General features: G+C 60.2%; 19 protein-coding genes. 14 read left to right on the forward strand and 5 right to left on the reverse strand.

The window, feature by feature from the left end; all coding sequences use genetic code 11:
- Positions 1-5: 5 nt before the first annotated feature.
- From ACIQWS_RS23330 to ACIQWS_RS23350, 5 genes are all read right to left on the reverse strand, one after another.
- Positions 6-1,181 carry a polysaccharide pyruvyl transferase family protein gene (locus tag ACIQWS_RS23330; RefSeq protein ID WP_105735376.1) on the reverse strand — a complete coding sequence of 392 codons (1,176 nt, stop codon included), beginning with the start codon at positions 1,179-1,181 and terminating at the stop codon, positions 6-8.
- 28 nt (positions 1,182-1,209) lie between these two features.
- Positions 1,210-3,897, reverse strand: coding sequence for a glycosyltransferase (locus tag ACIQWS_RS23335; RefSeq protein ID WP_403184753.1), 2,688 nt, complete (start codon positions 3,895-3,897; stop codon positions 1,210-1,212).
- Positions 3,887-5,392, reverse strand: a complete 1,506-nt coding sequence (locus ACIQWS_RS23340) for a DUF6212 domain-containing protein (RefSeq protein ID WP_346308360.1) — start codon at positions 5,390-5,392, stop codon at positions 3,887-3,889. The genes ACIQWS_RS23335 and ACIQWS_RS23340 overlap by 11 nt, the downstream gene beginning before the upstream one ends.
- 264 nt (positions 5,393-5,656) lie before the next feature.
- Positions 5,657-6,877: a glycosyltransferase family 4 protein gene (locus ACIQWS_RS23345; protein ID WP_223615918.1), complete on the reverse strand. Its 1,221-nt coding sequence runs from the start codon at positions 6,875-6,877 to the stop codon at positions 5,657-5,659.
- A gap of 41 nt (positions 6,878-6,918) precedes the next feature.
- Positions 6,919-7,488, reverse strand: coding sequence for a MarR family transcriptional regulator (locus ACIQWS_RS23350; RefSeq protein WP_223615929.1), 570 nt, complete (start codon positions 7,486-7,488; stop codon positions 6,919-6,921).
- 200 nt (positions 7,489-7,688) lie between these two features.
- Between ACIQWS_RS23350 and ACIQWS_RS23355 the strand changes: the two genes are divergently transcribed.
- The 14 genes from ACIQWS_RS23355 (at position 7,689) to ACIQWS_RS23420 (ending at position 25,833) form a co-directional block, all read left to right on the forward strand.
- On the forward strand, positions 7,689-9,458 hold the full coding sequence (locus tag ACIQWS_RS23355) for a type I secretion system permease/ATPase (protein ID WP_223615917.1): 1,770 nt from the start codon (positions 7,689-7,691) through the stop codon (positions 9,456-9,458).
- Entirely contained in the window at positions 9,455-10,873 is a 1,419-nt protein-coding gene (locus tag ACIQWS_RS23360; RefSeq protein ID WP_403184756.1) for an HlyD family type I secretion periplasmic adaptor subunit, read from the forward strand. Before ACIQWS_RS23355 ends, ACIQWS_RS23360 begins: the two co-directional genes overlap by 4 nt.
- A 291-nt stretch (positions 10,874-11,164) precedes the next feature.
- Positions 11,165-11,878, forward strand: a complete 714-nt coding sequence (locus tag ACIQWS_RS23365; protein WP_223615915.1) for a calcium-binding protein — start codon at positions 11,165-11,167, stop codon at positions 11,876-11,878.
- A 76-nt stretch (positions 11,879-11,954) separates the two neighbouring features.
- Positions 11,955-14,216, forward strand: coding sequence for a glycosyltransferase family 2 protein (locus ACIQWS_RS23370; protein WP_403184861.1), 2,262 nt, complete (start codon positions 11,955-11,957; stop codon positions 14,214-14,216).
- Positions 14,213-15,055, forward strand: coding sequence for a class I SAM-dependent methyltransferase (locus tag ACIQWS_RS23375; RefSeq protein WP_403184758.1), 843 nt, complete (start codon positions 14,213-14,215; stop codon positions 15,053-15,055). The genes ACIQWS_RS23370 and ACIQWS_RS23375 overlap by 4 nt, the downstream gene beginning before the upstream one ends.
- Positions 15,052-16,314, forward strand: a complete 1,263-nt coding sequence (locus tag ACIQWS_RS23380; protein ID WP_403184863.1) for a glycosyltransferase family 4 protein — start codon at positions 15,052-15,054, stop codon at positions 16,312-16,314. The genes ACIQWS_RS23375 and ACIQWS_RS23380 overlap by 4 nt, the downstream gene beginning before the upstream one ends.
- A gap of 21 nt (positions 16,315-16,335) precedes the next feature.
- Complete coding sequence (locus tag ACIQWS_RS23385) at positions 16,336-17,124, forward strand: hypothetical protein (protein ID WP_403184760.1); 789 nt, start codon at positions 16,336-16,338, stop codon at positions 17,122-17,124.
- An 11-nt stretch (positions 17,125-17,135) separates the two neighbouring features.
- Complete coding sequence (locus tag ACIQWS_RS23390; protein WP_403184762.1) at positions 17,136-19,379, forward strand: hypothetical protein; 2,244 nt, start codon at positions 17,136-17,138, stop codon at positions 19,377-19,379.
- Positions 19,376-20,704: a glycosyltransferase family 4 protein gene (locus ACIQWS_RS23395; protein ID WP_403184764.1), complete on the forward strand. Its 1,329-nt coding sequence runs from the start codon at positions 19,376-19,378 to the stop codon at positions 20,702-20,704. The genes ACIQWS_RS23390 and ACIQWS_RS23395 overlap by 4 nt, the downstream gene beginning before the upstream one ends.
- Positions 20,705-20,742: 38 nt before the next feature.
- Positions 20,743-21,930 carry a polysaccharide pyruvyl transferase family protein gene (locus ACIQWS_RS23400; RefSeq protein WP_403184766.1) on the forward strand — a complete coding sequence of 396 codons (1,188 nt, stop codon included), beginning with the start codon at positions 20,743-20,745 and terminating at the stop codon, positions 21,928-21,930.
- Positions 21,931-22,060: 130 nt separating this feature from the next.
- Positions 22,061-23,080 (forward strand): UDP-glucose 4-epimerase GalE, encoded by a 1,020-nt coding sequence (galE, locus tag ACIQWS_RS23405; protein WP_346308369.1) that lies wholly within the window; start codon positions 22,061-22,063, stop codon positions 23,078-23,080.
- A gap of 190 nt (positions 23,081-23,270) precedes the next feature.
- Complete coding sequence (locus ACIQWS_RS23410; RefSeq protein WP_346308370.1) at positions 23,271-24,407, forward strand: transporter substrate-binding domain-containing protein; 1,137 nt, start codon at positions 23,271-23,273, stop codon at positions 24,405-24,407.
- Positions 24,404-24,985 carry an ANTAR domain-containing response regulator gene (locus ACIQWS_RS23415; protein WP_403184768.1) on the forward strand — a complete coding sequence of 194 codons (582 nt, stop codon included), beginning with the start codon at positions 24,404-24,406 and terminating at the stop codon, positions 24,983-24,985. Before ACIQWS_RS23410 ends, ACIQWS_RS23415 begins: the two co-directional genes overlap by 4 nt.
- Positions 24,985-25,833 carry an ABC transporter permease gene (locus ACIQWS_RS23420; RefSeq protein ID WP_346308372.1) on the forward strand — a complete coding sequence of 283 codons (849 nt, stop codon included), beginning with the start codon at positions 24,985-24,987 and terminating at the stop codon, positions 25,831-25,833. Before ACIQWS_RS23415 ends, ACIQWS_RS23420 begins: the two co-directional genes overlap by 1 nt.

Consider the following 25,833-nt stretch of genomic DNA (forward strand, 5'->3'; position numbering starts at 1 on the left):
GGGAGTTATCCGATGCCGATCTCGGTCAGGACCGAGCGGAAGCTGCGTTCACGGTCAGAGTATTTTTCGATGACCTGCGGGATGTTCATCTGCGCCAGATGGTCGGAGATGAAAGCCGAGCGGTCGTTTGCAGAATTGAGGTCGTTGGCCTCGACTTTCGGCAATCCGGAAAAGTTCAGCATTTCGCGCATGCGGTCATCGACGGCCACGATCAGGCTTGGCACGCCGGACTGGAGCGCAATGATGTTGCCGTGAAAGCGCCGGCCGAAGGAGAAGTCCATCGAGGATGTCCAGGCGCGCCACTGGTTGGTGTCGAAAAATGTGTGAACCTTGATCTTCTTCTTCAGTTCGCCGGAGCCCTTGAACGTCAGGTCGCCGATCATCTCGCCCGAGGTTGAATCGTAAACGCGGCCATCCTCGTTGGGCTCGACCTGCATGTCGAAATGCAGGGGCTCGTCCTGGATGACATAGGCCGACCGGCCGTCATCGGACGACAGTGCATTCATGTCGCCGATCGTATCCAGCGCGGCACCCATATAGCCGGTGAACACGGTCCGCCCCTCGCCTACCTTGACATCAGGCAGACGGCGAATGGCCTTGCGCACATTGGCGGGCATGAAATACATCGACGGGCAGCCGACGGGCCGCACGAACGAGAACCCCTGGTCCTTGAGATAGGAGGCGGTTTCATCGCCGCGGGTGAGGAAATAATGTTCCTTTTCCTTCAGCACCTGCAGCAGGCGCTGGGTGCCTTCGGGCAATGATTCTTCAAGGTCCGGGCGGTTCTGGATGCCGATGCCCAGCATGACCACAGGCATGTCGAGCTTGGACAGGACCTGCGCTTCCGCATCGGCCGACAGGCTTTTGCGCAGGAGGTTGGCGCAGGTGAACACGCAGATATCAAACTGCTTGTTGATGGAATCGAGACCGGTGCCATTGTTGACGGCATTGTACAGATGCCAGAACGGAATATGGGTGGCATCCGGGGACAGTGCGCGCAAGGCGCCCTCCCCGATCAGGTAATTGCCTGTGTTGCTGATGTTCTTGAGTTCGCGCAGGTAAGCATCCTTGCTTTCCGGCTGCGGCTGTTTCTCCGAGTAAAAGACCCGGGCGTCTTCAGCGCGCTGGATAAGGCGTGTCACGTGGCCTGGGATGCCTGTAAGGAGAATTCTGGGGCTCATGGGGTTCACAAAACCTTTCTGGTGATCGTCACGCGACAGCACGGCCGGAAAGCACGGCGGTGGCATCGAATTCTGGGATGATTTCCGGCGCATCCGCATTCCGTTCGAGCGGAAGAGCCGGTTCGATGGTGTTGCTCCAGTGAATGAAGCTGGCAAAGGATGAGGTCCAGGAACGCTCGGCAGCCGTGGCAAGCGCGCCTTCCGCCGTGCGGGCCAGCGCCGTGCGGTCCTGGGCGAGAATGGTCAGCAGCCGGGCGATATCCGATACGATCTGCGCATCATTGCCATTCTTGATCAGGATGCCGTCCTGACCATGGATGATCAGCTCATCGACCGCACCGACGGCAGTCGCCACCGGAACGCAACCAAGTTGCTGCGCTTCGGCAATCATCAGCGGCGCGCCTTCCCAGCGCGACGGCATCAGCAGCACGTCGGCCCAGGCGAGTTGGGCCGCGATATCCTTGCCGCTGAAAACCGGCGGTGAAACGCGGACACCAGCGTCCTTGAGGCGCGCCATCCATGAAGAACTCGGATCGTCGGAGAGAATCTCGCCGCCAATGGCCTGGGCTTCGAAGGCGATGCCGCGCTCGCGCAGTTTGATGATGGCATCGTGCAAGCGGTCAATGCCCTTCTGGCGGTCCAGCCGACCCATGTAGAGAATGCGCAGCGGTTCGGCCGGCTGCGGCGTCTTGCGAGCACCGGTAACCTGCGCGCGCAGCTTGGCATCGATGGAAAAGCTGGCGGCGTTCGGGACGGCAAAGATTTTCTCGAACGGCACGCCAAAGCTGTGCAGATAGGTTTTCAGCTGCTCGGAACAGGTGAGAAACGCGTCATAGGCATGTTCGAATGCAATGGCGGCATAGGGCTGCCCGGCGCGGCGGCGGAAGACGGTTTCATCCACCACATGGAGATAGCAGGCCGTGCGCGTGCCTTCCGAGCGGAGTTTGCCCATCAGCGGATGGGCGGCCATCACATGGTTGTTGACGATCAGGTCGAAGCCGGACAGCTGTCCGCGCAACGCTTCCCAGTCGAGCGGATGATCTTCGGTGATGAAATCCTGCCCGAGGAAACGGTTGGTATCACCCCAGGCCGGTATGCCGTCCTTCCAGAAATGGATGTAGTCGAAGGCCTGGTCGAACTCGTCGAGCACGTCCATGCGGCTTGAACCGAGCACGAACAGATGGGTTTCAAAACCCTCCTGTTTCAATTCGCGACCAGCTGCATAGGCGACCTTCTCGGCGCCGCCGAACGAGGCATTGGGAACCAGCACCGCCGCCGTCTTTTTTCCTGCGGTATTATGGGCGAGCGGCAGGACTGGCGATCCGCCGAGTTCCTTCCTCAGGACCTGATACATATCCGACAGGGCCGGCAGGCGGCGCGGGCGCCACGTCCAGCGTGTGGATGCCGTCTGCTTGAGCGGGCTGGTTGCAATGGCCGTTACAAGGTTGAGCAATGCCTGTTCCGGCCGTGCCAGCGAGCGGCGCTGCCGTGCCTTGGGGAACGGAAAGCGGATTTTCAGGCGCGATGATGTCGGCCACAGCTGCTGGCTGCCGATGGACGAAAACCAGTCAAGCGCATCATTGTCGATGACGTTCTGGATAAGCTTGGTCGAAACGAAGATCAGATCGGCCGGGCCCTGATGCGTGCCGGACGGCATGATCTCGGATTCGATGCGCCGTTCCGAATCCACATTGCCGAACTCGACGAAGACGATATTGGATTTTTCCGCCAGACGCTCGAGATGGCAGAGGATGTTCGGAAACAGCCGCGAGCGGTTCAACAGCTTCAAGGTTTCGTTGCTGCATGCGGCGACAAAGGGCGGGAAATGGAAATTGTCTGGTTCGCCGACGCTGCCCCAATAGGCGCGGATCGCGTCGTCAAAGCCGATCTCACCCGGTGTGCGGGTGGGGTCGGTGAAGGTGCTGAGCGTCCCCTCGCCTGTCCGGATCAGCGCGTAGCGGGGACATTCCTCGTGTTCGAAACCGACCAGGGTCGGCCGGCGGAACAGGGCCTTGTGCCGTTTGCGCAGGAAGTTGATCGATGACGACCGGTCGCGGTTGGCTTCCTTGAAGCGGCTTTCCGCACGCAGACGGTATTCGAAGCCGGTGTCATGGCACGGCTGCCCGGCAAAGCCGGCCTCGATCGCCGACAACCAGAATTCCCAGTCCTCGAAGCCATTCTGACGGTCGTCATCGAAGCGCACGCCGCTGTTGAAGACGTCGATCGAAATCATCGATCCCGTGTCGCAGATATTGTCCGTGATGCAGTGGATCAGCCGCGAATAGCTGTCGCCGTAATGCGCGCGCCAGTTCACCGAGAATGTATCGATATTCGTGTAAATCCACCCTGCCTTGCCGGCGGAAAGGCGGCGGTAAAGTGTATCAACAGTATAGGGTTGGACGCGATTGTCAGCATCCAGAAAATATACTGCCTTTGCTTCGGGTAATTCTTCCAGAATATATTCAATCGCCCGATTGCGCGCGCCGCCCGGCCCGGCATTCGCGCCGAAGATCACATGTATGGACGGATGGGCGGCCGCATAAAGCGCCAACTGATCGAACACCTCATGGCGCGGGTCGCCGTCAACCGAGACAACGATGGCGACGCGGAATTTCGTTATCGATGCCAGTGCCGATTCAAGCGCTTCGGGAACGAGGGCCGCGTGACCGTAAAGCGGCATGGCGATGGCGATCAGGTCCTGCGATTTATCGGGCATTGGCCATCTCCTGGGCCGGGCGCGCCTCGATATGCTTGACAAGCCTGAAGTTGAACACCTTGAGCCAGGAGAAATCGACCGAACCGGTGGTCGCCTTGCTGAGAATGACAAGATCCATGGCGCGGGTGGTCGCCGCGTCCAGCATGAAATTGATGTCCACGGGCTGTGCCGCAGTGATGTCGGTCCAGCCGCTGAACAGTGCTGTCGGCCGCTTTTCCGTGGCGCGGCCCAATGCACCGATCTCGCCCTTGATATCCGCCGACAGGTTTGTCAGCAGGAAGCCGACCGCGCCGGGCTGACCCTCGGGATGATCGATGATCGCGCGCGCCGAGATGCGAACCGTCCCCGGCGATATGACGCGGCGGATCGCACCGGCCGTTATGCCCTCGTTGAGAGGATGGCAGACAATAGCGTCTTCGTGTTCCAGAAAGCGCACCGTGGGGAAATCGGGCTCGACGGTATTGACGGAAACATTGGCGACGCTGCGCAGCATTTCCACCGGCAGCCGGTAATCTTCGACGCGCCGTCCGGCGATCAGCGATGTCGGCACGAAGACGTTGCTGAGGGAGGTCGGGCGCACCCCCGGCAGGCCGGTAAAGACGCGGAAAGCCAATGGGCGCATGTCAAGGTCGGCATGCGGTATGCGTGCCCTGGCCGCATAGCGTTCGTTGGTGATTGCGTTGCCGAGGGAAAGCTCCGGCGGCACGCCTCCGGTTGCGGAGACCCGCAGCCGCAGCGTGCGATGGCCGCCGTCGCAGGCCTTGGGCAGGGAGAAGAAATTCCAGTCCGCAGCCACGCTGGCATAGGGCACCAGCCATTCCGCGATGCCTTCGCCATTCTCAACGTAGTCAAGCGTGACAATCAGCTGTCCCGACCGACCCGTGGGCAGGCCGCGAAAATGCAGGGCGAAGCCGGATACCGCATAGCTCGATACCGGGAAAAGCTGTTCGATTTCCGATTCCCGCAGAAGGTTGGCAAAGCCTTCATCCTTCGGGTCGATGCATGGCGTGTGGCCGAAAATCTCGGTGACGGAATCCCAGTTCCTGGCGTGGAAGGCATTTTCGATGGCGCGGTAATTCTCGAAGAGCGTCTCCCGTTCACGCCGCAGCATGACAAGCTCGCCGTGTACCTTGGTCACGTGGCTGGTGAGGCGATCCAGCCCGCATTCAAGCACCTGCGCGACAAGTGCCGCCTGTGTGGCAACCGTCGATGCGTCCAGCCGGACAACCGGTACTTCGGGGACGGTCCTGAACCGGTAGATGCGCTTCAATGCGTTCTGCAGCTCCGCCGCGCCGGTATCCGAAACGGCCACGCCGATCAGCGGAAAGGCATTCAGCAGCCGGAGCTGATCCGCGTCCGGTTCCACGAAAACGATGAAATCGGCCAGGGGCGAAGCTTCGAGCAGCGCCTGATCATGGCTGGAAGCGATGGCGTAGCGGCTTCGGCGAGGTTGTCGATGAACGGCTGCGGGCAGTGATGTGTTCAAAATAGACATCCCGTATCTTTGGCAGTGTAGTTGGTCGATTGTGCAGATGCGAACTGCGTCTCCCGTTAAGAGAAAATATCAACCGAGTAATGTCAACAGAATATCTTCGAGGTCTATAGTAAAATGTAATACAGATATAAGTTTTAATTATTTCAAAAATCGAAATATTTTATTTATACTTTCAATTACGTGGCAAAACCCCAGCATTTCCTGCAGGTTCTGCGGGTGCGCGCTCACAGCGTGGGTGGTATTGGGGGGTGAAAACAGCGCCGTTCAGGCAGCTCGCAAGACCGCGTCGATCAGAGATTTTTGCCGCACAAGACAATCGGTCAGCCGGAAACGGTGCTCGATCGTGCGGCGTGCTGCCGCACGCAGCGGCATGAAATCGTTCGGCCCGGCAAGCACGCGCAAAATGGTGTCGGCGAGCGCGTCCGTATCATAGAAGGGAACGAGCAAGCCATTCTGGCCGGACCGGATGATTTCCTGAACGGGCCTGGTGTCCGAACCGATCACCAGCGCGCCGCATGCCATGGCCTCGATGACGGACCAGGACAGAACGAAGGGATAGGTCAGATAGATATGCGCCGTTGAGATCTGATAGAGCTGGCGCAGGAGATCATGCGAAATCGCACCCGGAAACAAAATCCTGTCGGGCGGCAAATCATACTTGGAAAGCAGTGCATCTTTCCACGAGCCCCCACCGGGCGGCGGTGTGCCATAGCTCACCCCGTCGCCGCCGACAAAGACGAACAGGGCGTCGGCATTTTTCCGGATGACCTTTGCCGCCGCTTCGAGTGCCTGGGGGAAGCCGCGATAGGGCTCGAGGTCGCGGGCAACAAAGGTGATTACAGGCGGATCGCCCGCTCTGAGAATGCGGCCATCGGGCAGTTTCAGCGCTGCGTGCGCGTCGGGGCGAAAAATCCGGGTGTCGACGCCTTCGTGGCAGACGGCAATGCGTTTCTGCGCGGCGGCCGGATACAGGCTCTTCTGCCAGAACGTCGGGCTGATGCCGCCATTCATTGCCTCAAGGGAAATCAGCTGCGCAATGTTGCGCAGCCTTAATCTTTTGCGGGTTTCGGCATCCGGATTGTCATCCGGCGCAAAACCGACATCGGCGCCTTCGGCCCGATAGAAGAATTCGCAATAGCCGAGGGCCGGAACTTGCGGCAGGACATCCTTGACGAACATCATGCTGCCCCAGCCGATATGACCGATGACAATGTCGGGGCGTTCGCCCTGGCGCGTCATGGAATCGAGTGTTTCGGCAACGCGGTGCCCGATCCGCACGTGGTGATCGGGAATGCCGAGATACCTGGCCATCTGGCTGTCCGCCCGAGGGCCAGGTTCCATTCTGTGTCTGATCACGCGGACCGATGGGAGGCGCCGGTCCACTGTTTCACAGATAAGGCTGACATCATGCCCGCTTGCCGCAAGATGTTCGGCCAGGGCAGCAAATTGACCCAGGCCGCGCCTGTGCACGAAAGCCACATGCATGTCAGTCCTTTCCAGACATCAGAACACGAATTGACAGGGGCTCAGATGCCGTAACGCGCGGCATTGCCCCAAACCAGTTCGAGCCTGTGCAATGTCTGGAATGCGATTTCCAGATTGCGAAGATCGTCATCATCCCGGGCGAGTACGCGGTTGTAAGCTCCGCCTGCATTGCGCAGATTGGCGCAAAGCTGTTCGCCCTTGTCGGTCAAGCGGATCCTTGCGGACCGCTTGTCGCGCTGGGAGGCAACCCTGTCGATGTATCCCCCATCGGCGAGCTGCTTCAGATAGTAGGAGATATTGGAGCCGATATAGTGACCCCGGTCCAAGAGCTCCCCAACAGAAAGTTCGACGTCGCCAATCGCCAGGAGAACCATCGCCTGGGCTGGGCCAACGTCTTCGATCCCCAACTTCGTCAGTTCAGTCCTCAGCAGACTGGCGAACCGACGATTTACTCTCTCAATCATTCTGGCCAGCTCGAAGTGTGTCACCACAACGGTGTGAACTGGATGTCTATGTCCCTGTTTTTCCGCTGTAATTTCAGGAAAATCGGCGGCATCATAACCGTCAATAGATGTTTCGACTTCCACTCCTTCGTGTAGAAGTTTTTGTATCATCTTTGTCTCCATCATCAATTTTACTTCAAAATTTGAAGTAAGTTACAAGTATATTCCAAGGTCTCCTTTGCTTTTTTCCCCACCATATGAACTTTTTTCTGTCACATTCTGCACGGTATTACTTTACTAGTCTAATGCTATAGACCAAGTTCAATCGGGCTACCGGGCAGCTGTGTCATTTCCAAGGCAGATTACACATGAGTGATACTCGTCAAAACAATGCAAATGGCAAGAGCAATGTTGGAAAAAATGCGACGACGCATACGGTTCCGGCACCTCGGACCCTCATTCTGCGCGCACGCCGGGTGTTCTTGTCGGGCCTCCTTTATGCTGTTCTGCTGAGTGCGTGTATCAACCTTCTGCAGCTGACCGTACCGCTGTATATGCTGCAGGTGCATGACAGGGTTTTGAACAGCCGGAGCACGGACACGCTGGTCATGCTGAGCATTCTGGCGGCGGGCGCCCTGATCGTTTTCGGCATTCTCGAATTCATCCGCGCCATGTCGTTCCAGGCCATGGGCAGCGCGCTTGTGCGCCGGCTCAATCTGCCGATTCTGACCGCTGCCGTTCAGGCGTCGGTCGATCAGGGGCTGCCCAAAGCCACGCAGGCGCTGCGTGATCTGACGGAGCTGCGGACATTCCTCACCTCGTCAGCGGTCAGTGCGCCGCTTGACGCGGCCTGGTCCCCCATCTTCCTGACCGTGCTTTTTCTTCTCCACCCGGTTTTCGGCATTATCGGTGTCGTCTCGGTCATCGTGCTCGTCGCCTGCGGTGTCATCACGGACATTTTGACGCGAAGCCTGGTGAAGGATGCGAATCAGGCGAACATCGAAGCCGTCTCGAAAATCGGCAGCACGTTGCGCCATGCGGAAGTGATCGAGGCCATGGGCATGCTGCCCGCATTGGCCCGGCGTTGGCGTACGGCGCAGATGAGCGCCCTGGATTTGATGGATGCAGGCGGCGCGCGCAGCCGCGCCATGGGGACCATCGCCCGCACCTTGCGTTTCATGATCCAGATTGGCGCCCTGGGCGCCGGTACGCTGCTCGCCATGCAGCAGGAAATCACGGCCGGTGCGATGATTGCCACGACGATCATCGTCGGCCGCCTTCTCGCGCCGTTCGACCATGTGGTGGAGACGTGGCGCCAATGGGTGAACGCCATCGGAAACTGGCAGCGGATCCAGGCCCTGCTCGCGCAAAACCTCGCCGTCCGCCAGACCATGCCGACGCCGCGGCCCCATGGCGATCTGATCATCGACAAGCTTGTCTATGCGGCGCCGGGCGTCGAAATGCCGATCATCAAGGGCATTTCGTTTTCCCTTTCGCCGGGCGAGGTGCTTGGCATTGTCGGCCCGTCCGCAGCAGGTAAATCGACGCTGGCCCGGCTGATGATCGGTATCGTCAAGCCAACCTCGGGCGGCGTCTTTCTCGACGGCAACAACGTCTATCTGTGGGAGCGCAGCTCGTTCGGTGAAATCGCCGGCTATCTGCCCCAGTCGGTGGCGCTGCTCGACGGCACCATCAAGGACAACATCGCCCGGATGGGTGAAAGCGACCCGCACCGTGTTCTGGAGGCGGCACGCCTTGCCGATGTGCATGAGATGGTCGGCCGCCTGCCGCTGGGCTACGACACGCCGGTCGGCGACGGGCGCCTGACGCTGTCCGGTGGCCAGCGCCAGCGGATCGGCCTCGCACGCTGCCTCTACAACCGCCCGCGCCTGATCGTGCTGGACGAGCCGAATGCCAATCTCGACGCCGTCGGCGAAAGGGCACTGATGCGCGCCATCGAGCAGGCGCGCGATGACGGCGCTATCGTCGTCATGATCGCGCATCGCCCGACCATCATGCAGGTGGCGGACAAGCTGCTCGTGCTGGAAAACGGTCGAATCACCCAGTTTGGCCCGCGCACCGACGTCGTGGCCTCCATCACACCCACGGGTCCCAAAATGGGAGCTACAGGATCATGACCGGCAAATCGATTGTTCCGAAACGGTTCACCCAATTGCTGGCGCCGCGTGCCGAGTCGGGCGGCAAGCAGGCATTGACTAAATTTGGAATGGTGCGCCCGGAATGGGTCATCGATCTTGAGAATGAGGATGCGAAGTCGCCGCTGCGCCGGCTCATCATTGCGGGAATCATGACGATCGTCATCGCGTTCGGCGGGTTCTTCGGCTGGGCCTATTCGGCCGAGCTTGGCAGCGCCGCCGTTGCCCTGGGAACGGTCATCGTCGATTCAAAGCGCAAGACAATCAGCCATCTGGAGGGAGGCATCCTCGACCGCCTGCTTGTGCAGGAAGGCGACGAGGTCAAGGTCGGGCAACCGCTGATCCGGCTGGACGATACGAAAGCCCGGGCGGAACTGCAGTCGCTGCAGTCCCGCCGGATCGGGCTGATCGCCAAACTTGCACGGTTGCGTGCGGAACAGGCGGGTGCGGCGGAGATCACCTTTCCCGAGCATTTCGGCGGGCCTGACAATGTGGCTGCCGAGAATGCCGTCAAGGCGGAACGCATTTTCTTCCAGAAACGCTCGGCCCAGAAAATGAGCCGCACGGACGTGCAGAAGAAAACCATCGAGCAATATACCGAACAGGCAAAATCATCCGCCGCGCAGGTCGCTGCGACGGACAGGCAGACCGAGCTGATCACCGAACAGCGCAACGCCATTGCCGGGCTGGTCGCCAAGGGCTTTGCCCAGAAGTCCAAGCTGACCGAGATCGATACCAAGCTGAGCGAACTGGCGGGCAATCGCGGCCAGTATGCCGGGGACAAGGCAAAGGCCGAGCAGGCGAAGGCCGGCGCAGAGTTTGGCTTGATCGGCATTGAAAGCGACCTGCAATCCGAAATTGCCGGCGAGATCACCACCAACCAGACCGATCTTGCGGATACGGAAGAGCGGATCGTCGCAGCCAAGGACGTCATGCGCCGGGTGGAAATCAGATCGCCGCAGGCGGGCGTGGTTGCCAATATCCGCCTGCGCACGCCAGGCGGCGTCGTGGCAGCCGGCGAAGCGCTGATGGACATCGTGCCAGAAAACGAACCTCTGGTGGTTGAAATGAAAATCAGTCCGCGTGACGTGGACAGCGTTTCGATGGGATCGCAGGCGCAGATTCGCCTGACCGCCTACAATCAGCGTTCACTGACGCCGCTGGATGGCAAGATCAGCTATATCGCCGCCGATCAGGTGATCGATGAAAAGACGGACACGGCCTATTTCGTCGCCCGCGCGGAAATCATGCCAAAGTCGCTGGCGGCCAATCCGTCAGTCAAACTTTATCCAGGAATGCCCGCCGAGGTCATCATCGTGCATAAGGCGCGCAAGGCGATCGACTATATCATTTCGCCAATTTCCGACAGCTTGAATCGAGCATTCAGAGAGGATTGATTAGAATAAAATCCCTTAAACAAAGGGTTTTTGGCAATATTTCAAATTTTGAAATAAAATACAATCAAACAACGCCAATTGATGAAGTATTGTATAGGTAAATATAAATTATAGTTCTTTTTCAAAATGTTGAGTAATACGCATTCGTAATAATTTGTTACTCGCGAATGCCGCATTTATACTCTTAGTCTAGGTTGCATTTCGATTTGGTGCAGCGCACAATCGTCAAAGCATCGATGGCTGGAACATTTCCAGCTGGTCGAAACTCAAAGCAGACAGAAGGAGAAGCAGATGGCCACTTTAGAAGGCGGCGCCTACGACGACGTTTTGTTTGGCTCGCGTTTTGACGATTTCATTCACGCCCATGGTGGTGATGATCTCGTCTTTGGCGGAAACGGAAACGATATAATCTTCGGCGATGAGGGCAATGACATCCTTTTCGGTGGACACGGTAACGACACCCTGTTCGGCGGCACGGGCAATGACATTCTTTTCGGCGATCAAGGCAATGACACCCTGTATGGCGGTGAAGGCGATGACATCCTTCACGGCGGCACAGGCAATGACATCCTGAGCGGCGGCGACGGCAACGATATTCTGTTCGGCGACGCTGGCAATGACATCCTGCAGGGCGGAAATGGCAATGACATTCTGTTCGGCGGTGCTGGCAACGACGTTCTTCAGGGCGGTGCCGGTAATGACTATCTCGACGGCGGTGCTGGCAACGACATCCTCTCAGGTGGTGCCGGCAACGATATCTTCCACTTCAGCGGCGGCGGCGGCAACGACGTCATCCTGGACTTTACCCCAGGTGAAGACATCCTTCAGATTTCCAAGGATATCAACGGTCTCCATATCCATTCTCCCGAGGATCTGGCCGATCGTGTTACGCAGGTTGGCAATAATGTCGTGGTCGATCTCGGCCATGGCGACAGCGTCACCCTCGTAAACACCAGCTATGACGATGTGCAGGCACATCCCGACCAGTATTTCGTCGTACATTGATTTTTGCAAAAATTGGCGTGCCCAGCTTTCCGGCCGGGCACGTTTTTCTTTCCGCTGTGGATGAAAGGGCAACGTGTTGAACCTCGACCATTCGACGGATATTGCAGGCGATACGGAGAATATTTCCATCTCGCGCCTGTGCGGCGATGTCGCTGTCGTGATCTGGGATATTCCCGGCGCGGTGCGGGCCTCGACAAAATGCACGCTTGAAGCACCCGAACAGCTGGTTCCGCTCGTCAGCCTCAACATTCCGCTCGAAACCGGCGGCCAGCGCATCCTTTGGGTTATGCGCACCAAGGACGAGCCCGTCAGTCTGACCCTGTCTGCCGGATCGCTCGGGCCAACGGAACAGGCCATTCTGTATCCCGCCGATGAACTGGTATCCTTTGACGTCAACAGCGCCGTCGCCAATCTGTCCGCTGCCGGCCATATCAAGCTGCTCAACAATATTTTGAGCACATGGCGCAGCACGTTCCGGCTTTCGCAAAACCAGATCTTTGCCAGCGTAGCGCGTGAAATCATGCTGGCGCTGGCACCCGAGCCGCGCCCGGCGCGCCTGTGCGGCCAACCCGTCGACGGTCAATATCTGCTGGAAACGGCGATTGATCCGGTCCTGGGCGAAATCACCACGATCTATGCAATCAGTCCAAGCGCGGTGACGATCCTGCCGACGCGGCTTGTCATGGGAACCCAGTCGAAACGCGGCGGGCAGCCGTGTCACCTCCTGGTTGAATCCGTCCGTCCGCTGCCGCAGTCCTTGCATCTGGTCTTTTCCGGCCGCAACGGCGTTGCCGTCCGCAAGCTCTCCGAGGGAGACGGCCAGCCCGCGGATTTTGAAAAATGGTGGGCGAAGCGTCACGGGGACATGGACCTGCGCGAGTTTCTCATCCGGGAAATGGCGCAGGCGACCGGGCCTGGGCTCGCCACGGCCATCGACATGCAGACGCGCGCGCCTTTGACGGTGCGCCAGATCGCAAAGTCCGCAACGCATCCCGCCGCCGAGATCGATCTTGCCCTCGCGCTTCAGGGCGGGCTGCTGGTGGGCGGCTGGAGCCACGATCCCGCGGCCATGCTGGCGGGCATCGAATATCTTTCCGGCAGCAGCGGCGCCTTGCCGCTGCAGCCCAATTTCTACAAGTTTCCCGGCAAGACGGGGGAGCGGGAAGACGGGTTCGGCGCCGATGTGACGGGTTTTGTCGCCTGGCTTCCCCAGAGCAGGAACCTTGGACCCCTGCTGCAGCCGCGTTTCCAGATGCGGCTGGCTTCCGGCGCAACGGCCGCGCTGGTGCCGCCGCTGCAGCCATTCGAAGCGTCGGCCCAGCGCAACCGCATTCTGCGGGCAGTGCCGCCGCAGCACGCGCGCGATCAGGTCTTCGAGAATATTCTCGCCCCTGCCCTGCAGGAGGTCGAACACAAGCTCGGCAAGACGGTGAAAGTGGCTGACACCAAGGAGTACGGCGTCCTGCCCGAAGCGCCTGCCGTGTCGATCGTCATTCCGCTCTATCGCAACCTGGATTTCCTGCGCTTCCAGTTTTCAGCAATGGCCACCGATCCGTGGCTCGTTGCCAATGCGGAGCTGATCTTCGTGCTCGACTCCCCCGAAATCCAGGATGATACGGAGCACATGCTGGGCGGGCTGCATATCCTGCACGGCCTGCCCTTCCGGCTGGTGACGATGAACCGCAACAGCGGCTATGCCCGTGCCTGCAACGCCGGAGCGGGTTTCGCCAACGGGACGATGCTGGTCATGCTGAATTCCGATGTGGTGCCCTGTGCCAATGGCTGGCTCCAGGCCCTGACGCAGCCGCTGCTCGACCAGAAGAAACTGGGCGCCATCGGACCGCGCCTATTGTTCGAGGATGGTTCGCTGCAGCATGCCGGGCTTTACTTCGCCCGCGACCAGAAAGGCATCTGGCTCAACCATCATTTCTACAAGGGCATGCCGGGCGCCTATGCGCCGGCGCGGGTTTCCCGCACCGTGCCGGGCGTGACCGGGGCCTGTCTGGTGACACGCAAGGACATTTACGATCTCGTCGGCGGTTTCACCGAGGACTACATCATCGGGGACTACGAGGACAGCGATCTGTGCCTGAAAATTCGCCAGATCGGCTTCCACATCGCCTACGCGCCTGATGTGTCCCTCTATCATTTCGAGCGGCGGTCCATCCGCCGCAGTGCCGATTACATGCGGGGGTTGGCAAGCCAGTACAATTCATGGCTGCACACCCAGCGCTGGAACGATGACATTACAGAATTGATGACGACGTACCGGGACGAAGCGGCGCAAGACACGGTTGCGCCCTTCATCGCGGCAAAGTCTGAAAGGAGCGCTGCTTGACCGACGTTGTTGCACTCAAGAAAACCCAGGCCGAGCAGATAAGCCCCGTGAACGATGAGTATGTCGACTGGCTGATGGAAGCCGTCATGCGCAACCGGTTCCTGCCCTGCCCCGATCCGGACAGCGTGTTTGTCGGCGACGGCGATTTCCAGGCGGTTGGCTCGGAGTTTCTCGGCCATTTCATCCGCAAGGGCGGACTGCGGCCGGACAGCCGCGTGCTCGATATCGGCAGCGGCATCGGCCGCATGGCGGTGCCGCTCACGCAATATATCGATCCGGCCAAGGGCAGCTATTGCGGCATCGATCCGGTGTCCGGCGGCATCAACTGGTGCCAGCAGAAGATCACGCCGGTCTATCCGAATTTCGAATTCCGCTACATGGATATTGCCCACTCCCTGTACAATCCGAAGGGAGCGATCGACGGCCTCATGCTCCGTTTGCCCTTCGAGGACAAGCAGTTCGATTTCGTCATCATGACCTCGGTCGTCACCCATCTTCCCGATGAGGAAGTCAGCGTCTACCTGCGGGAAGTGGCGCGGGTGCTTGCGCCCGGCGGGCGCCTGTTCATGACCGCGTTCGTCGTCGACAAGACGGCTGCCGACAATCCGCTGGGCAAGCGCGACAGGCGCCTGGGTTTCCAGCGCTATGACGAGGGGCCGTGCTGGTTCGTGCCGGAGCTGCCGCCGCTTGCCGCCGTCGGCTTCGACGACGGGTTTCTGGATCGCGCCCTGACGCGGGCCGGACTGCAGGTCTTCAGCAAGTCGCTCGGGCACTGGCGCGGTGTTCCCGCCGAACATTATCAGGACCTCTTCATTGCCGGTCCCGGGGGCGACAGATAATGGCCCGTGTTCTCGTTGCGGCCCACAATCATCCGTCCCTGCATCCCGGCGGCACGGAAATCTTCGCGCACGATCTTTTCCGGGCCTATCAGCGGGCGGGATGTGAAGCGCTGTTTCTCGGTGCGACCAATCACATTCACCGGGAAGCCAGACCCGGTACGAGCTTTCAGAGCATCGGCGACAAGGGCGATGAAATCCTGCTGTGGTCCGGCCATTTCGACCGGTTCTTCATGAGTCAGGTCGACCTCTACGGCATTGTTCCCGACATTGTCGAACTGCTGCGGGATTTCAGGCCGGATGTCGTCCACCTGCATCACCTGCTGCTGCTGGGCGCGGAATTCCCGCATATCGTGCGCCAGACATTGCCGGAATGCCGGATTGTCCTGACCCTGCACGATTATTACCCCATCTGCCATCACGATGGCCTGATGGTGCGCACAAGCGGCAAGGAACTCTGCTACGGCGCCAGCCCGGACCGCTGCCACAGCTGTTTCAAGGACATCGCACTCGACAAGTTCGTCCTGCGCGAGCGTCATCTCAAATCGCTTCTGAGCGTGGTCGATGCTTTCGCTTCCCCCAGTGAATTTCTCAAGCAGCGTTATGTGGACTGGGGGATTGCCGCGGAGCTGATCCATGTGATCCCCAACGGGCAACCCGCGCGGGCGCTTGCGGCAAAGCCGACAGCGCCGGGCCGCAGCAAGCCTGTCTTCGGCTATTTCGGCAATCTCAACCCGTGGAAGGGCACGACCGTCCTTCTGGAGGCGGCCAGGCAGCTCATCGCGGAAGGCTTTGATTTCGAGCTGCGTGTCCACGGTGCGGCGCCATTCCAGAGTGAAACCTTTGTCGCCGATATCGACAGGCTCTTTGCCGAAACCGCGCCCTTTGTACAGAGGCGCGGTGCCTATCGGCGCGAGGATATCGGCAATCTCATTGCGGCGGTCGACTGCGCGATCATGCCGTCAATCTGGTGGGAGAATGCGCCGCTGGTGATTCAGGAGGCGCAGGGCCAGGATTGCCCCGTCATCACCAGCAATATTGGCGGTATGGCCGAAATGATCGAGAACGGCGTCAATGGCCTGACCGTCCCCCCGAACGATCCGCTGGCACTGGCAGCTGCCATGCGGCGCATCGCCGAAGATGCCGATCTGCGCGCGCATCTTTCCCTTGGGGCACGCCACCCCGATACCATCGACACAACAGCCGGACGGTATCTTGATCTGATCGAGACGCTGCGGCCCGAACGTGTCGAGGCTGCCTGATCAATCAGAAAGGACTCTCCCATGTCCATAGTGACCAAAGTACCAACGCAGGCATCTGTGAAGCCGACCGCCATCCCCGAACAGGATAATGCAAGACCCGCCAAGCCCGAGCCGGTGCGCGGCGAGCCCTTGAAGGGCCGCGTGGATGCCGTCGATGCCGGCCGGCTGTATGGCTGGGCTTTCGATCCGCAGGCGCCGGGCGCACGGTTGATCATTCGCGTCCTGCTGGATGGCAAGCCGATTGCTGAGGCGGTGGCCGACAAGGAACGTCCTGACCTGAAGCGCAACGGCGTCGGCGATGGTATTCATGCCTTTGACGTGATGCTGCCGCAGTTTGCATCGGCGCGCGCCGGTGAACTGGTTGTCATCGCCATCAACGGCGCAGGCGTCGAGCAGCCCCTGCGCGTGCCGAAGCCGGATGAGCAGGCGGCCGAAGCGCTGATCGCCGCACCGATGACCCGCATTCTCGACAAGCTCGACATGCTGATGGCGGCGCAGCGGCAGCTGCAGGTCAGCCAGCGTTCGCTGCAACGGCCCGCCACCACCATCGACGGCACAGGCGGGGCAACGCCGGGCGATCTTGGCGAGGTCAGCGGCGCGATCGAAGGGCTGCGCGGCGACCTCAATCAGCGCATGACGGAACTCGACGTGCATCTGATGCGGATGGACGGTGTCGTGGCAGGGCTGGAGAAGCGCCTGGAGCTTTTGCACAAGCGCGCCGGCGGCGATGCCAGACCGCTGTTTCTGCTGTTGTTTGTTTTGGTGGGGTTTGCCGCGGGCGCGCTCATGGCCGTCGCGGTTCTCCGTTGAGGGTGGCATAGATGACTCGCGACGACAAAAAACTTCTGCCTGTCCCGACGGGCGGAAAAGCGCCGGAGCGCAATTCCATTGTCATGGAAGGCGAAATGGTCGTCGGTTGCCCGGTCGAGGATACGCTGGTGCTCATCATGGGCATCGGCGGCAATACGCCCGAACAGCTCACGGTCTTTCTCAACGGCGATCCCGCCATGAGTGTCAAAGCGACCTTCATCAACTGGCCGCTGAAAGCCCCGTCGCCGGCCGGCACGCACGGATTTGTCGCAATCGTGCCGACAAACGTGCTGCGCCGCGCGCAGCTCAAAACCATCATGTTCCAGCACAAGGCAAAGGTATCCCGCTATTCGTTTGCCGCCCGTGCCGCCGCCATCGGCGATCTTGCGGCCATGATCGCCGATCTCGCCGGACCGAATTTGCCGGGTGCGATCGACGGGCTTGTTGAAGCGCTGATCTCGGGCCCCATCAGCCGCAAGAAACTGTCGGCCATCACCATTCTGCTGCAGGCTGGCGCGCGCTCCGATGGCGTTATCGAGCTGATCGGCGGCAGCGACGAGGGCGAGATTTTCGTGCAGGGCTGGGCACAGGACCTGACGCCCTCCGTGACGCGGCTGTTGATCAGCGGCCGCACGCCATCCCTCGCCGAATGCGCCATCGGCGTTTTCGCGCGCCCCGATGTGAGCGAGCAGGCATCCGGTTTTGCCGGGTTGTTGCTGGCGAACGAACCCATCTCGCCCAATGATATCGAGCGCCTGTTGTTTCGCGGCCGGCGCGGCTGGCGGTTTATCGAGGTTTATGACCGCCGCCTGCTTGCCGGGTCGCGGGAAACCCCCAACCATGTCCGCGCCATTCTGCCGAACATGCGCAGTTCGACGGAGATTCTGCTCCGCCTGCGTTCTGCCGCCAACCGCTTCGATGGCACGGAAACGATATCCAGCCTGCCCTTTCCGGTGCGCATGGGCATCGACAATGTGTTTCGCGTCGAAGGCAGCGGCCTGCTTGTCTCCGGCTGGCTGCTCGACCCCGACAATCACGTCCAGGGCGTGAAGTTGCGCCGCCACCGCGGCGAAATCCAGCTGGACGGCAACTGGACCCGGGTGGACCGGGCGGATGTGACGCGGGAGTTCGATAACCAGCCGCCGTTCAATGCCGGACTGGACCCCAATCGCCATGCGCACGGTTTCGTCGCCTTTGCCCCGGAGCTTACGGGCGACAGCACGGCTCCCTTCTACATCGAGCTGGAACTCAGCGATTCCCGCCGAGCCTTCATGCCCTTGACGCCAACCCGGATCACATCGCGCGATGCGGTCGTTCGCCAGATTCGCGCCATTGATCCGAATGCCTGGGCGCTGCGCCACATCGTCGACCAGCAGCTTGTCCCGCTGCTGCGCGGCGTCAGCCGGCCGGCTCCCGAGGTTTTCGGCGTGGTCGATCTCGGCGCGTTTGAAAAAGCTGCCGGACCCGCACTGATCATCGGTGTCGACGAGCGCGTCGAGGAGATCGGTCCGCTTCTCGCCCTGCTGGCGCTTGATCCGGAGACGCGCGAGGCGCCGATTGTCGTTGCGGCTGCCACGGATATTATCGACCGCATCGGCGTGCAATTGCGCAGGCTGGCGGATTTCTACGGGCTGCGTGTCCGCCTTGTCTCCGCCAGCGGATCGGAGGATCTGTATGATGCGCTGGAAGTCGGCGCGCGGGCGGTGTCCACCGAAAGCGTGGTCTTTCTTGCCGCCTCACTCCTGCCGCGCAGCACCGGGTGGTTCCGGAAACTGCTTGCGGCCTATGATGCCCGCAAGGAATGCGTGCTATCTCCGACCCTTGCCTATGAGGACGATTCCATCCGCTGGGCTGGAACATGGGTGGCGGGTGCGCAATCCGACCGCGCCCTGATCAGCCGCTATGCCGGCTATCCCATCGATGCCGTGGCGGGGATGGGAACAACGGAAGTGGCAACGGCGACATTCGAATGCTGTGTCCTGCCACGAAACGCCTTGTTCTCCGTCAATGGTTTTACCCGTGGATATCTTGGCACGCATGAAAAGGGCCTCGATCTTGGCCTCAAGCTCAAGCAGGCCAGTCTGAAATCCTATTGGCTGCCGTCGGCGCAGATGCTCGGGTCGGACGACATATCCGTGTCCGACAAGGCCTCAACCATTGCCCTGATCGAACGCATCGACCGGCAGGTTTTCGACGCGCGCTGGGCCAACAATCTTTCCAACAAGCGCAGTGTTTCTGCGGAGGAAACAGCATGACCGAACGGCTTCGGGTTCTGGTGATTTCCCATGCCCATCCCAGCATTTCCCTGGGAGGCGGCGAAATTGCCTCCTACAATCTGCACAAGGGGCTCAACAGCCTGCCCGGTGTCCAGTCCGTCTATCTGGCGCGCGCCGGACACCCCATTCCGCGGCATGGCACCACGGCGCTGATGAGCATGCGGCGCAGCAGCGATGAAATCCTGTTCCATGCCGACGAATACGACCACTTCTATCTGTCAAACAAGAACACCGATGAAATCCGCCGCGATCTCCTGCGCTTTGTCCGCGATCTCAATCCGCAGGTCGTGCATTTCCACCATGTGCTCGGCCTCGGGCTGGAAACGCTCTATGCCATCCGCGAGGCTCTGCCCGACGCGGTCATTCTTATGACCTTTCACGAATATCTGTCGATCTGCAACAATGACGGACAGATGGTGAAGGCAAGCTCGGCAAAGCTGTGCAACGAAGCCTCGCCCATCGATTGCCATGCCTGCTTTCCCGATGTCCCCCCTGCCCGCTTCCTCAAGCGGGAACGCTTCATCCGCGGCATGCTCGAGCTTGCCGATGCCTTTGTTTCACCCAGCGAATTCCTGGCCGGCAGGTACAAGGAGTGGGGACTTGATCCCGCCAAGCTGAGGGTGATCGAGAATGGCATCGCCGTCGACAGCGTGACACCGCCGCGCGAACTGGCGGGCCCAAGGCCGCGGCGCAACCGCTTCGCCTATTTCGGGCAGATAACGCCGTTCAAGGGCATCGACGTCCTGATCGATGCGGTGTCGCGTGTGCCCGAGGAAACCTGGGGCGAGGATTCGCGCCTGATGATCTTTGGCGGCAATCTGGAGAAGCAGCCGCGCGACTTTCAGGATCGCATGCGAAAACTGATCGAGGAAGCCGGGTCGCGCGTGCGCTTTTACGGCGCCTACCAGAATGCGGAAATGCCGCGTCTCATGCAGCCCGTCGATTGGGTGGTGATGCCGTCGATCTGGTGGGAGAACTCGCCGATTGTGATCCAGGAGGCCCTGCACCATCGCCGCCCGGTGATCTGTTCCAATATTGGCGGCATGGCCGAAAAAGTCCGGGACGGGTTGGATGGTCTGCACTTCCGTGTGCGCAGTGCCGAAGACCTGGCTGACCGTTTCACCGAAGTCCTCAGCGATACCTCGATCTGGGACCGTTTGCATCAGACCGTCCGGAAACCCGTGAACTATATCGACTGTGCTCAGGAACACCTTGCTCTCTATGGTGAATTGCTTAAATCTAGCCGGCAGCAGCCACTCACGATCGCTGCAAGAACTGACGTTGTTCTTTCCCAAGCAAGCTGAGGTTATCCAGCTTTCATCGCCAAAAGAAGGAATACCTCATGGCACGCGTCCTCGTAATGATCCCCGCCGGAGAAGTTTACGATCACGACAATGTCCGCTGGTACCAGCACAGTGACATTCAGCGCAGCATCGACCACTATCACAATATCGGTGATGCCTTCGTCTTTGAATCATCCCTGAAGCTCATGAACTACGAGAAGGTCGCGGAACTTCCCATTGCCGGACCGCCGATGGAGAAGATCGACCAGCTGCGCGAGGAGTATGACTATGTCATCCTGCGCGGGTCCAACTACATCAACAGGGAGATGAACTGGCGCGACACCATCCCGGTTCTCAAGCGCCTGGGGCTGCCGGTCATTGCCTTCGGTGTCGGCGCGCAGGCGCCGGTCAAGGGGCAGCTGGAACTGTCGGAGGAGTCCAAGGCGGTTTGGCGCCTCATTGCCGATTCGACCACCTCCGTCGGTGTGCGCGGCGCCTATTCCGCCCAGGTGCTCAACGATATCGGCATCAAGAATGTCCGCGTCATCGGCTGCCCCACGGCGTTCCGGCGCAACAACCAGCATCTGCGCATCAAATTGCCTGAGCTGGACACGGTGGAAAAGGTGGGTGTGACCGTCCGGCGCGAAGTCTCGCCAACCTATGCGCAGGATATCCAGCGCTATCTGACCCTGCACCGCGACCTGATCAAGGCGATGGCGAACCGCTTCGACATTACCCTGATGGCGCAGGGCGAAGTGGAAGAAAAGAAGATGGTCTTCGGCACCGACGAGCAGAAGGAAGACGCCATCGCCGCGCTGAAGGCGAACCGCTGGGTCTCGGACTGGTATTTCGACGATGCAATGGAAAAGCTCTACCGCGAGCGCATGTATTATTCCGACGTGGTCGCGGATTACGAAACCTTGGTTCGCACGCATCAGCTGGTTCTCGGTTACCGCCTGCACGGCAATCTCATGGCGCTGGCCAACGGCGTGCCGTCGATCTATTTCACCTATGACAGCCGCACGGCCGAATTCGCCGAAACCTACAAGATCCCGAGTTATGACGTGTTTGGCGGCAAGCCGTTCCGGCTGGAGGATTATTGGGATCAATCGCTCTTCGACAAGTACAATCGCGCCTGGTTCGAGACCTATGGCGAGATGAACGTCTTCCTGACCGAAAACGGCGTGGATCACAAGATGACCGAGACGGGCAGGCGCGCATCCGACTCCGCCCGACGAGTCGCTTAGACAGCAAACAATCAGAATTTCCCGGGAGGAAAGCAAACCGTAGGAAAGGAAGTGTAAGACAGACTATCGACATGGCATACGCCGCTCCACCCTATCAATCTCTCCAACAAAGTTGCAGGAGTTCCTCCCCATGACTGTTCTTGTTACTGGTGGCGCCGGCTATATCGGCAGCCACATGGTGCTTGCCCTCAAGGATGCCGGCCGCCCGGTCGTGGTCCTTGACGATCTGAGTTGCGGTTTCGCCTGGCTGGTGCCGGATGACGTGCCGTTCGTGCAGGGTGATATCGGCGATCAGGCGCTGGTGCGCGATCTGATCCGCCGGCACAATGTGACGGCGATCCTGCACTTCGCCGGTTCGATCGTCGTCCCCGATTCCGTGCGCGATCCGCTTTCTTATTACCGCAACAATACCGTGCAATCGCGTTCCCTGATGGAAGCCGCCATTGCCGAAGGCATCAGGCATTTCATTTTCTCGTCGACTGCCGCAATTTATGGGGAACCGGAGCGAACGCCGATCAGCGAAGATATGCCGCATCAGCCGATCTCGCCCTACGGTACGTCCAAGCTGATGACCGAGTGGATGCTGCGGGACGCGGCCGTGGCCCATCCGGAATTCAACTATGTGGCGCTGCGCTATTTCAACGTGGCGGGTGCCGACCCGCAATTGCGCTCGGGGCAGTCGTTCCCGCGCGCCACGCACCTCATCAAGATCGCCAGCCAGGCGGCGACGGGCGAGCGCTCGCATATCGAGGTGTATGGCACGGACTATCCGACCGCCGACGGCACCTGCATTCGCGACTATATTCATGTCAGCGATCTGGCGCAGGCGCATCTGTGCGCTCTGAACTATCTGGAGGCCGGAGGGACAAGCACCGCCGCCAATTGCGGCTACGGCTACGGTTATTCCGTTCTTGACATTATCGACGCGGTCAAGCGGGTGTCGGGCGTCGATTTCGAGGTCCGGACCGCGCCGAGGCGTGCGGGCGATCCGGCAGTGCTGGTGGCAGGGAACGAACGTGTGCGCACCGTATTCGGTTTTGAGCCGAAACGCGCCGATCTCGACCTGATCGTCGGCGACGCCCTGGCCTGGGAACGGCAGCTCGCCATCAGGAAGGCGCTTGAACAGTCGGAGGCACGCATCGCCGTGTAATCGCCATGACAGGATTCTGCCTGGTACCCGCTTGACAAGGACCGTATGCACGTATTTTAATCGTGCCTGCAGATTGAGCAATGGCTTGTCTGCATCCACATGACTTTGATAGTCGACGGGCAGTTTCGCCCCATGACGCCCCATCCTCGATGGGAGCTTGCGTCATGGGGTTTTTGGTTTTGGCGGGGACATGGCTGACGCGATAAAAATTGGCATTCTCTATTCGACGACGGGGCCGTACGGCGCTATCGGTCGCGACAGCCGCGACGGGGCCGAATTTGCCATGGATGAGATCCGGGCGGCCTATCCCGGCGCCATCGAACCCGTCTTCATCGATCCGCAGGGACATATCCCCGATTATCTCGAAGGTGCCCGCTCCATGCTGCGTGAGCATGGCTGCCGCCACATTGTCGGAACCATCACATCCATTGCCCGCAAGGAAGTCATTCCGCTCGTCGAAAAGCATGATGGCCTGCTCTGGTACATGTGCCCCTATGAGGGGTTCGAGGCCAATGAAAACGTGATCTATACCGGGGCGTGCCCCAATCAGCATCTGCTGCCGCTGTTCGACTACCTCCTGCCGCGCTATGGTCGGCGGCCCTATCTGGTCGGTGCGAACTATGTGTGGGGATGGGAGATGAACCGGCTTGCGCGCGAGCTGATCAGCAAGGCGGGCGGTGAGGTACTGGGCGAACGCTACTTGCCGCTGGAGGAGACTGCGGTCGAGCGCATCATTCTCGATATCGAACAGCGACGGCCGAGCTTTGTCCTCAACAACCTGATCGGACCGGCAAGCTATGCTTTCCTGCGGGCTTTTAAGGCGCTTGGTGATCGGGATTCCGCCTTCCTGCCGGAAAACTGCCCGGTCGTCAGCTGCGACCTGTCCGAATGCGAACTGGACGAGATCGGCGCCGGTGTGGCGACCGGACATTTTTCCGTCGCCGCCTATTTCGACAGCCTTGTCTCGCCGGAAAATCTTGCCTTCAAGGGCGCGGCATCCAAACGTTTCGGGCCGCAGCGGCGTTTGTCCAATATTTTCGCCAGCGCCTATGCGGCGGTCAAACTCTGCGGCGAGACCATTGTCGCCGCCGGAACGGACGAGCCGCAGACCATTCGCCGTGCCTTGTCCGGCGTGCCGCTGTCGACGGTGTTCGGTCCTGTCCGCATCGATCCCGACACCAACCATATGGCGCTGCCTTTCCTGCTTGGCCGCATCAACGACCATAACGGTTTTGACATCGTCAATGCGCAGCCGGCGATTGCCGCCGATCCCTACCTCACCCGACGCCGCACGAAAATGCCGGTCAGATTGCGGATCGTTTCATGAGAGAGACCCCCAATTTCACCGGGTGGCGCGCCACGATCCTGCATCGGCCGGATGCCACGACCGAACGGCTGACCCGCCAGCTCAAGCTGCTTGGTCTTCATGTATCGGTACAGTGGGAGCCCCTGGCACCCGCCGATCTGCCCGACATTGTCCTCGTCGATGCGGATCAGGGCTGGGACGATCTGTTGCCGTGGCATGACAGCAAGGCGCCGCTGCCTGTCGTCGCCCTGCTCGGGTCGGAAGCGCCAGGCCGTATCGCATGGGCCATGGAACAGGGGGCCGGTGCGATCATTGCCAAGCCGGTTGCAGCGTCGGCTGTCTATCCGACGCTTGTGATGGCGGTTGCCATTCACGCGGAGCGGACCATGGCGTCGAGGCAACTCCAGCATCTTGAAGAACGGGTGCGGCTTCGCCCGCTGGTGCACGCTGCTGTCCAGAAAATCATGGCGGCGCGCAAGGTGGATGAGGAACATGCCTACAGTATCCTGCGCAATTGCGCGATGCAGCGGCGATTCCCCATGGAGCAGATCGCCGCGCTTATCCTTGCCGGGGCTGGACCCTTGCCGGAGGCTGGCTGATGCGCGTTCTGAAAAGCATGCTGCGCCAGCCGTCCGCGCTGTTCGGCCTGATCGTCGTTATGCTCGTGGTGCTTCTGGCACTCGGCGCGCCGCTGATTGCGCCCTACAGTCCCGATGACCAGATGTTTGACGGGCTGTCGCTTGAGGGTGCACCGCTGCCGCCCAGTGCGCAGTTTCTGCTCGGGACCGATACGCTGGGACGCGATCTGTTTTCGCGGCTTCTCTTCGGTGCACGCACATCGCTGATCATCGGCCTTGTCGCCAATGGGATTGCGGTCGCCATCGGGCTCATGGTCGGTATTCTGTCCGGCTATCTGCGCGGGCCCATCGGCGGCCTGCTCATGCGGTTCACCGATCTGATGATGGCATTCCCCGCCCTGCTGCTGGCCATCGTGCTTGCGGCGCTCCTGCATCCAAGCCTGTGGATCGTTGCGATGGTCATTGCTCTCGTCAACTGGGTGCAGGTGGCGCGCATCGTCTATACGGAAACGCGCGGGCTGGTGGAGCGTGATTTCATTCTGGCCGAACGTTCACTTGGTGCCGGTCATCTGCGCATTCTGTTCGTGCATATCCTGCCGCATTTGATGCCGACGGCCATTGTCTGGGGAACGCTCGGTATCGCCACGACCGTACTGCTGGAAGCCACCCTCTCCTTCCTGGGTATCGGCGTGCAGCCGCCGCAGCCCTCCTGGGGCAATATCATCTTCGAAAGCCAGAGCTATTTTCAGGCTGCACCATGGCTGGTGTTCTTTCCCGGTGCGATCATCCTCCTGACAGCGCTTTCCTTCAACCTGGTCGGGGATGCGCTGCGCGATATTCTCGATCCCACGCAGCGCGGGAGGGGTTGA

This window comes from Phyllobacterium sp. NPDC097923 (assembly GCF_044760925.1).
Classification (GTDB): Bacteria; Pseudomonadota; Alphaproteobacteria; order Rhizobiales; family Rhizobiaceae; genus Phyllobacterium; species Phyllobacterium calauticae.

Bases quoted from the DNA above. Each gene is read 5' to 3' on its own strand.
- ACIQWS_RS23330 (WP_105735376.1), bottom strand. From the start codon at position 1,181: ATGAGCCCCAGAATTCTCCTTACAGGCATCCCAGGCCACGTGACACGC.
- ACIQWS_RS23335 (WP_403184753.1), bottom strand. From the start codon at position 3,897: ATGCCCGATAAATCGCAGGACCTGATCGCCATCGCCATGCCGCTTTAC.
- ACIQWS_RS23340 (WP_346308360.1), bottom strand. From the start codon at position 5,392: ATGTCTATTTTGAACACATCACTGCCCGCAGCCGTTCATCGACAACCT.
- ACIQWS_RS23345 (WP_223615918.1), bottom strand. From the start codon at position 6,877: ATGCATGTGGCTTTCGTGCACAGGCGCGGCCTGGGTCAATTTGCTGCC.
- ACIQWS_RS23355 (WP_223615917.1), top strand. From the start codon at position 7,689: ATGAGTGATACTCGTCAAAACAATGCAAATGGCAAGAGCAATGTTGGA.
- ACIQWS_RS23360 (WP_403184756.1), top strand. From the start codon at position 9,455: ATGACCGGCAAATCGATTGTTCCGAAACGGTTCACCCAATTGCTGGCG.
- ACIQWS_RS23365 (WP_223615915.1), top strand. From the start codon at position 11,165: ATGGCCACTTTAGAAGGCGGCGCCTACGACGACGTTTTGTTTGGCTCG.
- ACIQWS_RS23385 (WP_403184760.1), top strand. From the start codon at position 16,336: ATGTCCATAGTGACCAAAGTACCAACGCAGGCATCTGTGAAGCCGACC.
- ACIQWS_RS23390 (WP_403184762.1), top strand. From the start codon at position 17,136: ATGACTCGCGACGACAAAAAACTTCTGCCTGTCCCGACGGGCGGAAAA.
- ACIQWS_RS23395 (WP_403184764.1), top strand. From the start codon at position 19,376: ATGACCGAACGGCTTCGGGTTCTGGTGATTTCCCATGCCCATCCCAGC.
- ACIQWS_RS23400 (WP_403184766.1), top strand. From the start codon at position 20,743: ATGGCACGCGTCCTCGTAATGATCCCCGCCGGAGAAGTTTACGATCAC.
- galE (WP_346308369.1), top strand. From the start codon at position 22,061: ATGACTGTTCTTGTTACTGGTGGCGCCGGCTATATCGGCAGCCACATG.
- ACIQWS_RS23410 (WP_346308370.1), top strand. From the start codon at position 23,271: ATGGCTGACGCGATAAAAATTGGCATTCTCTATTCGACGACGGGGCCG.
- ACIQWS_RS23415 (WP_403184768.1), top strand. From the start codon at position 24,404: ATGAGAGAGACCCCCAATTTCACCGGGTGGCGCGCCACGATCCTGCAT.
- ACIQWS_RS23420 (WP_346308372.1), top strand. From the start codon at position 24,985: ATGCGCGTTCTGAAAAGCATGCTGCGCCAGCCGTCCGCGCTGTTCGGC.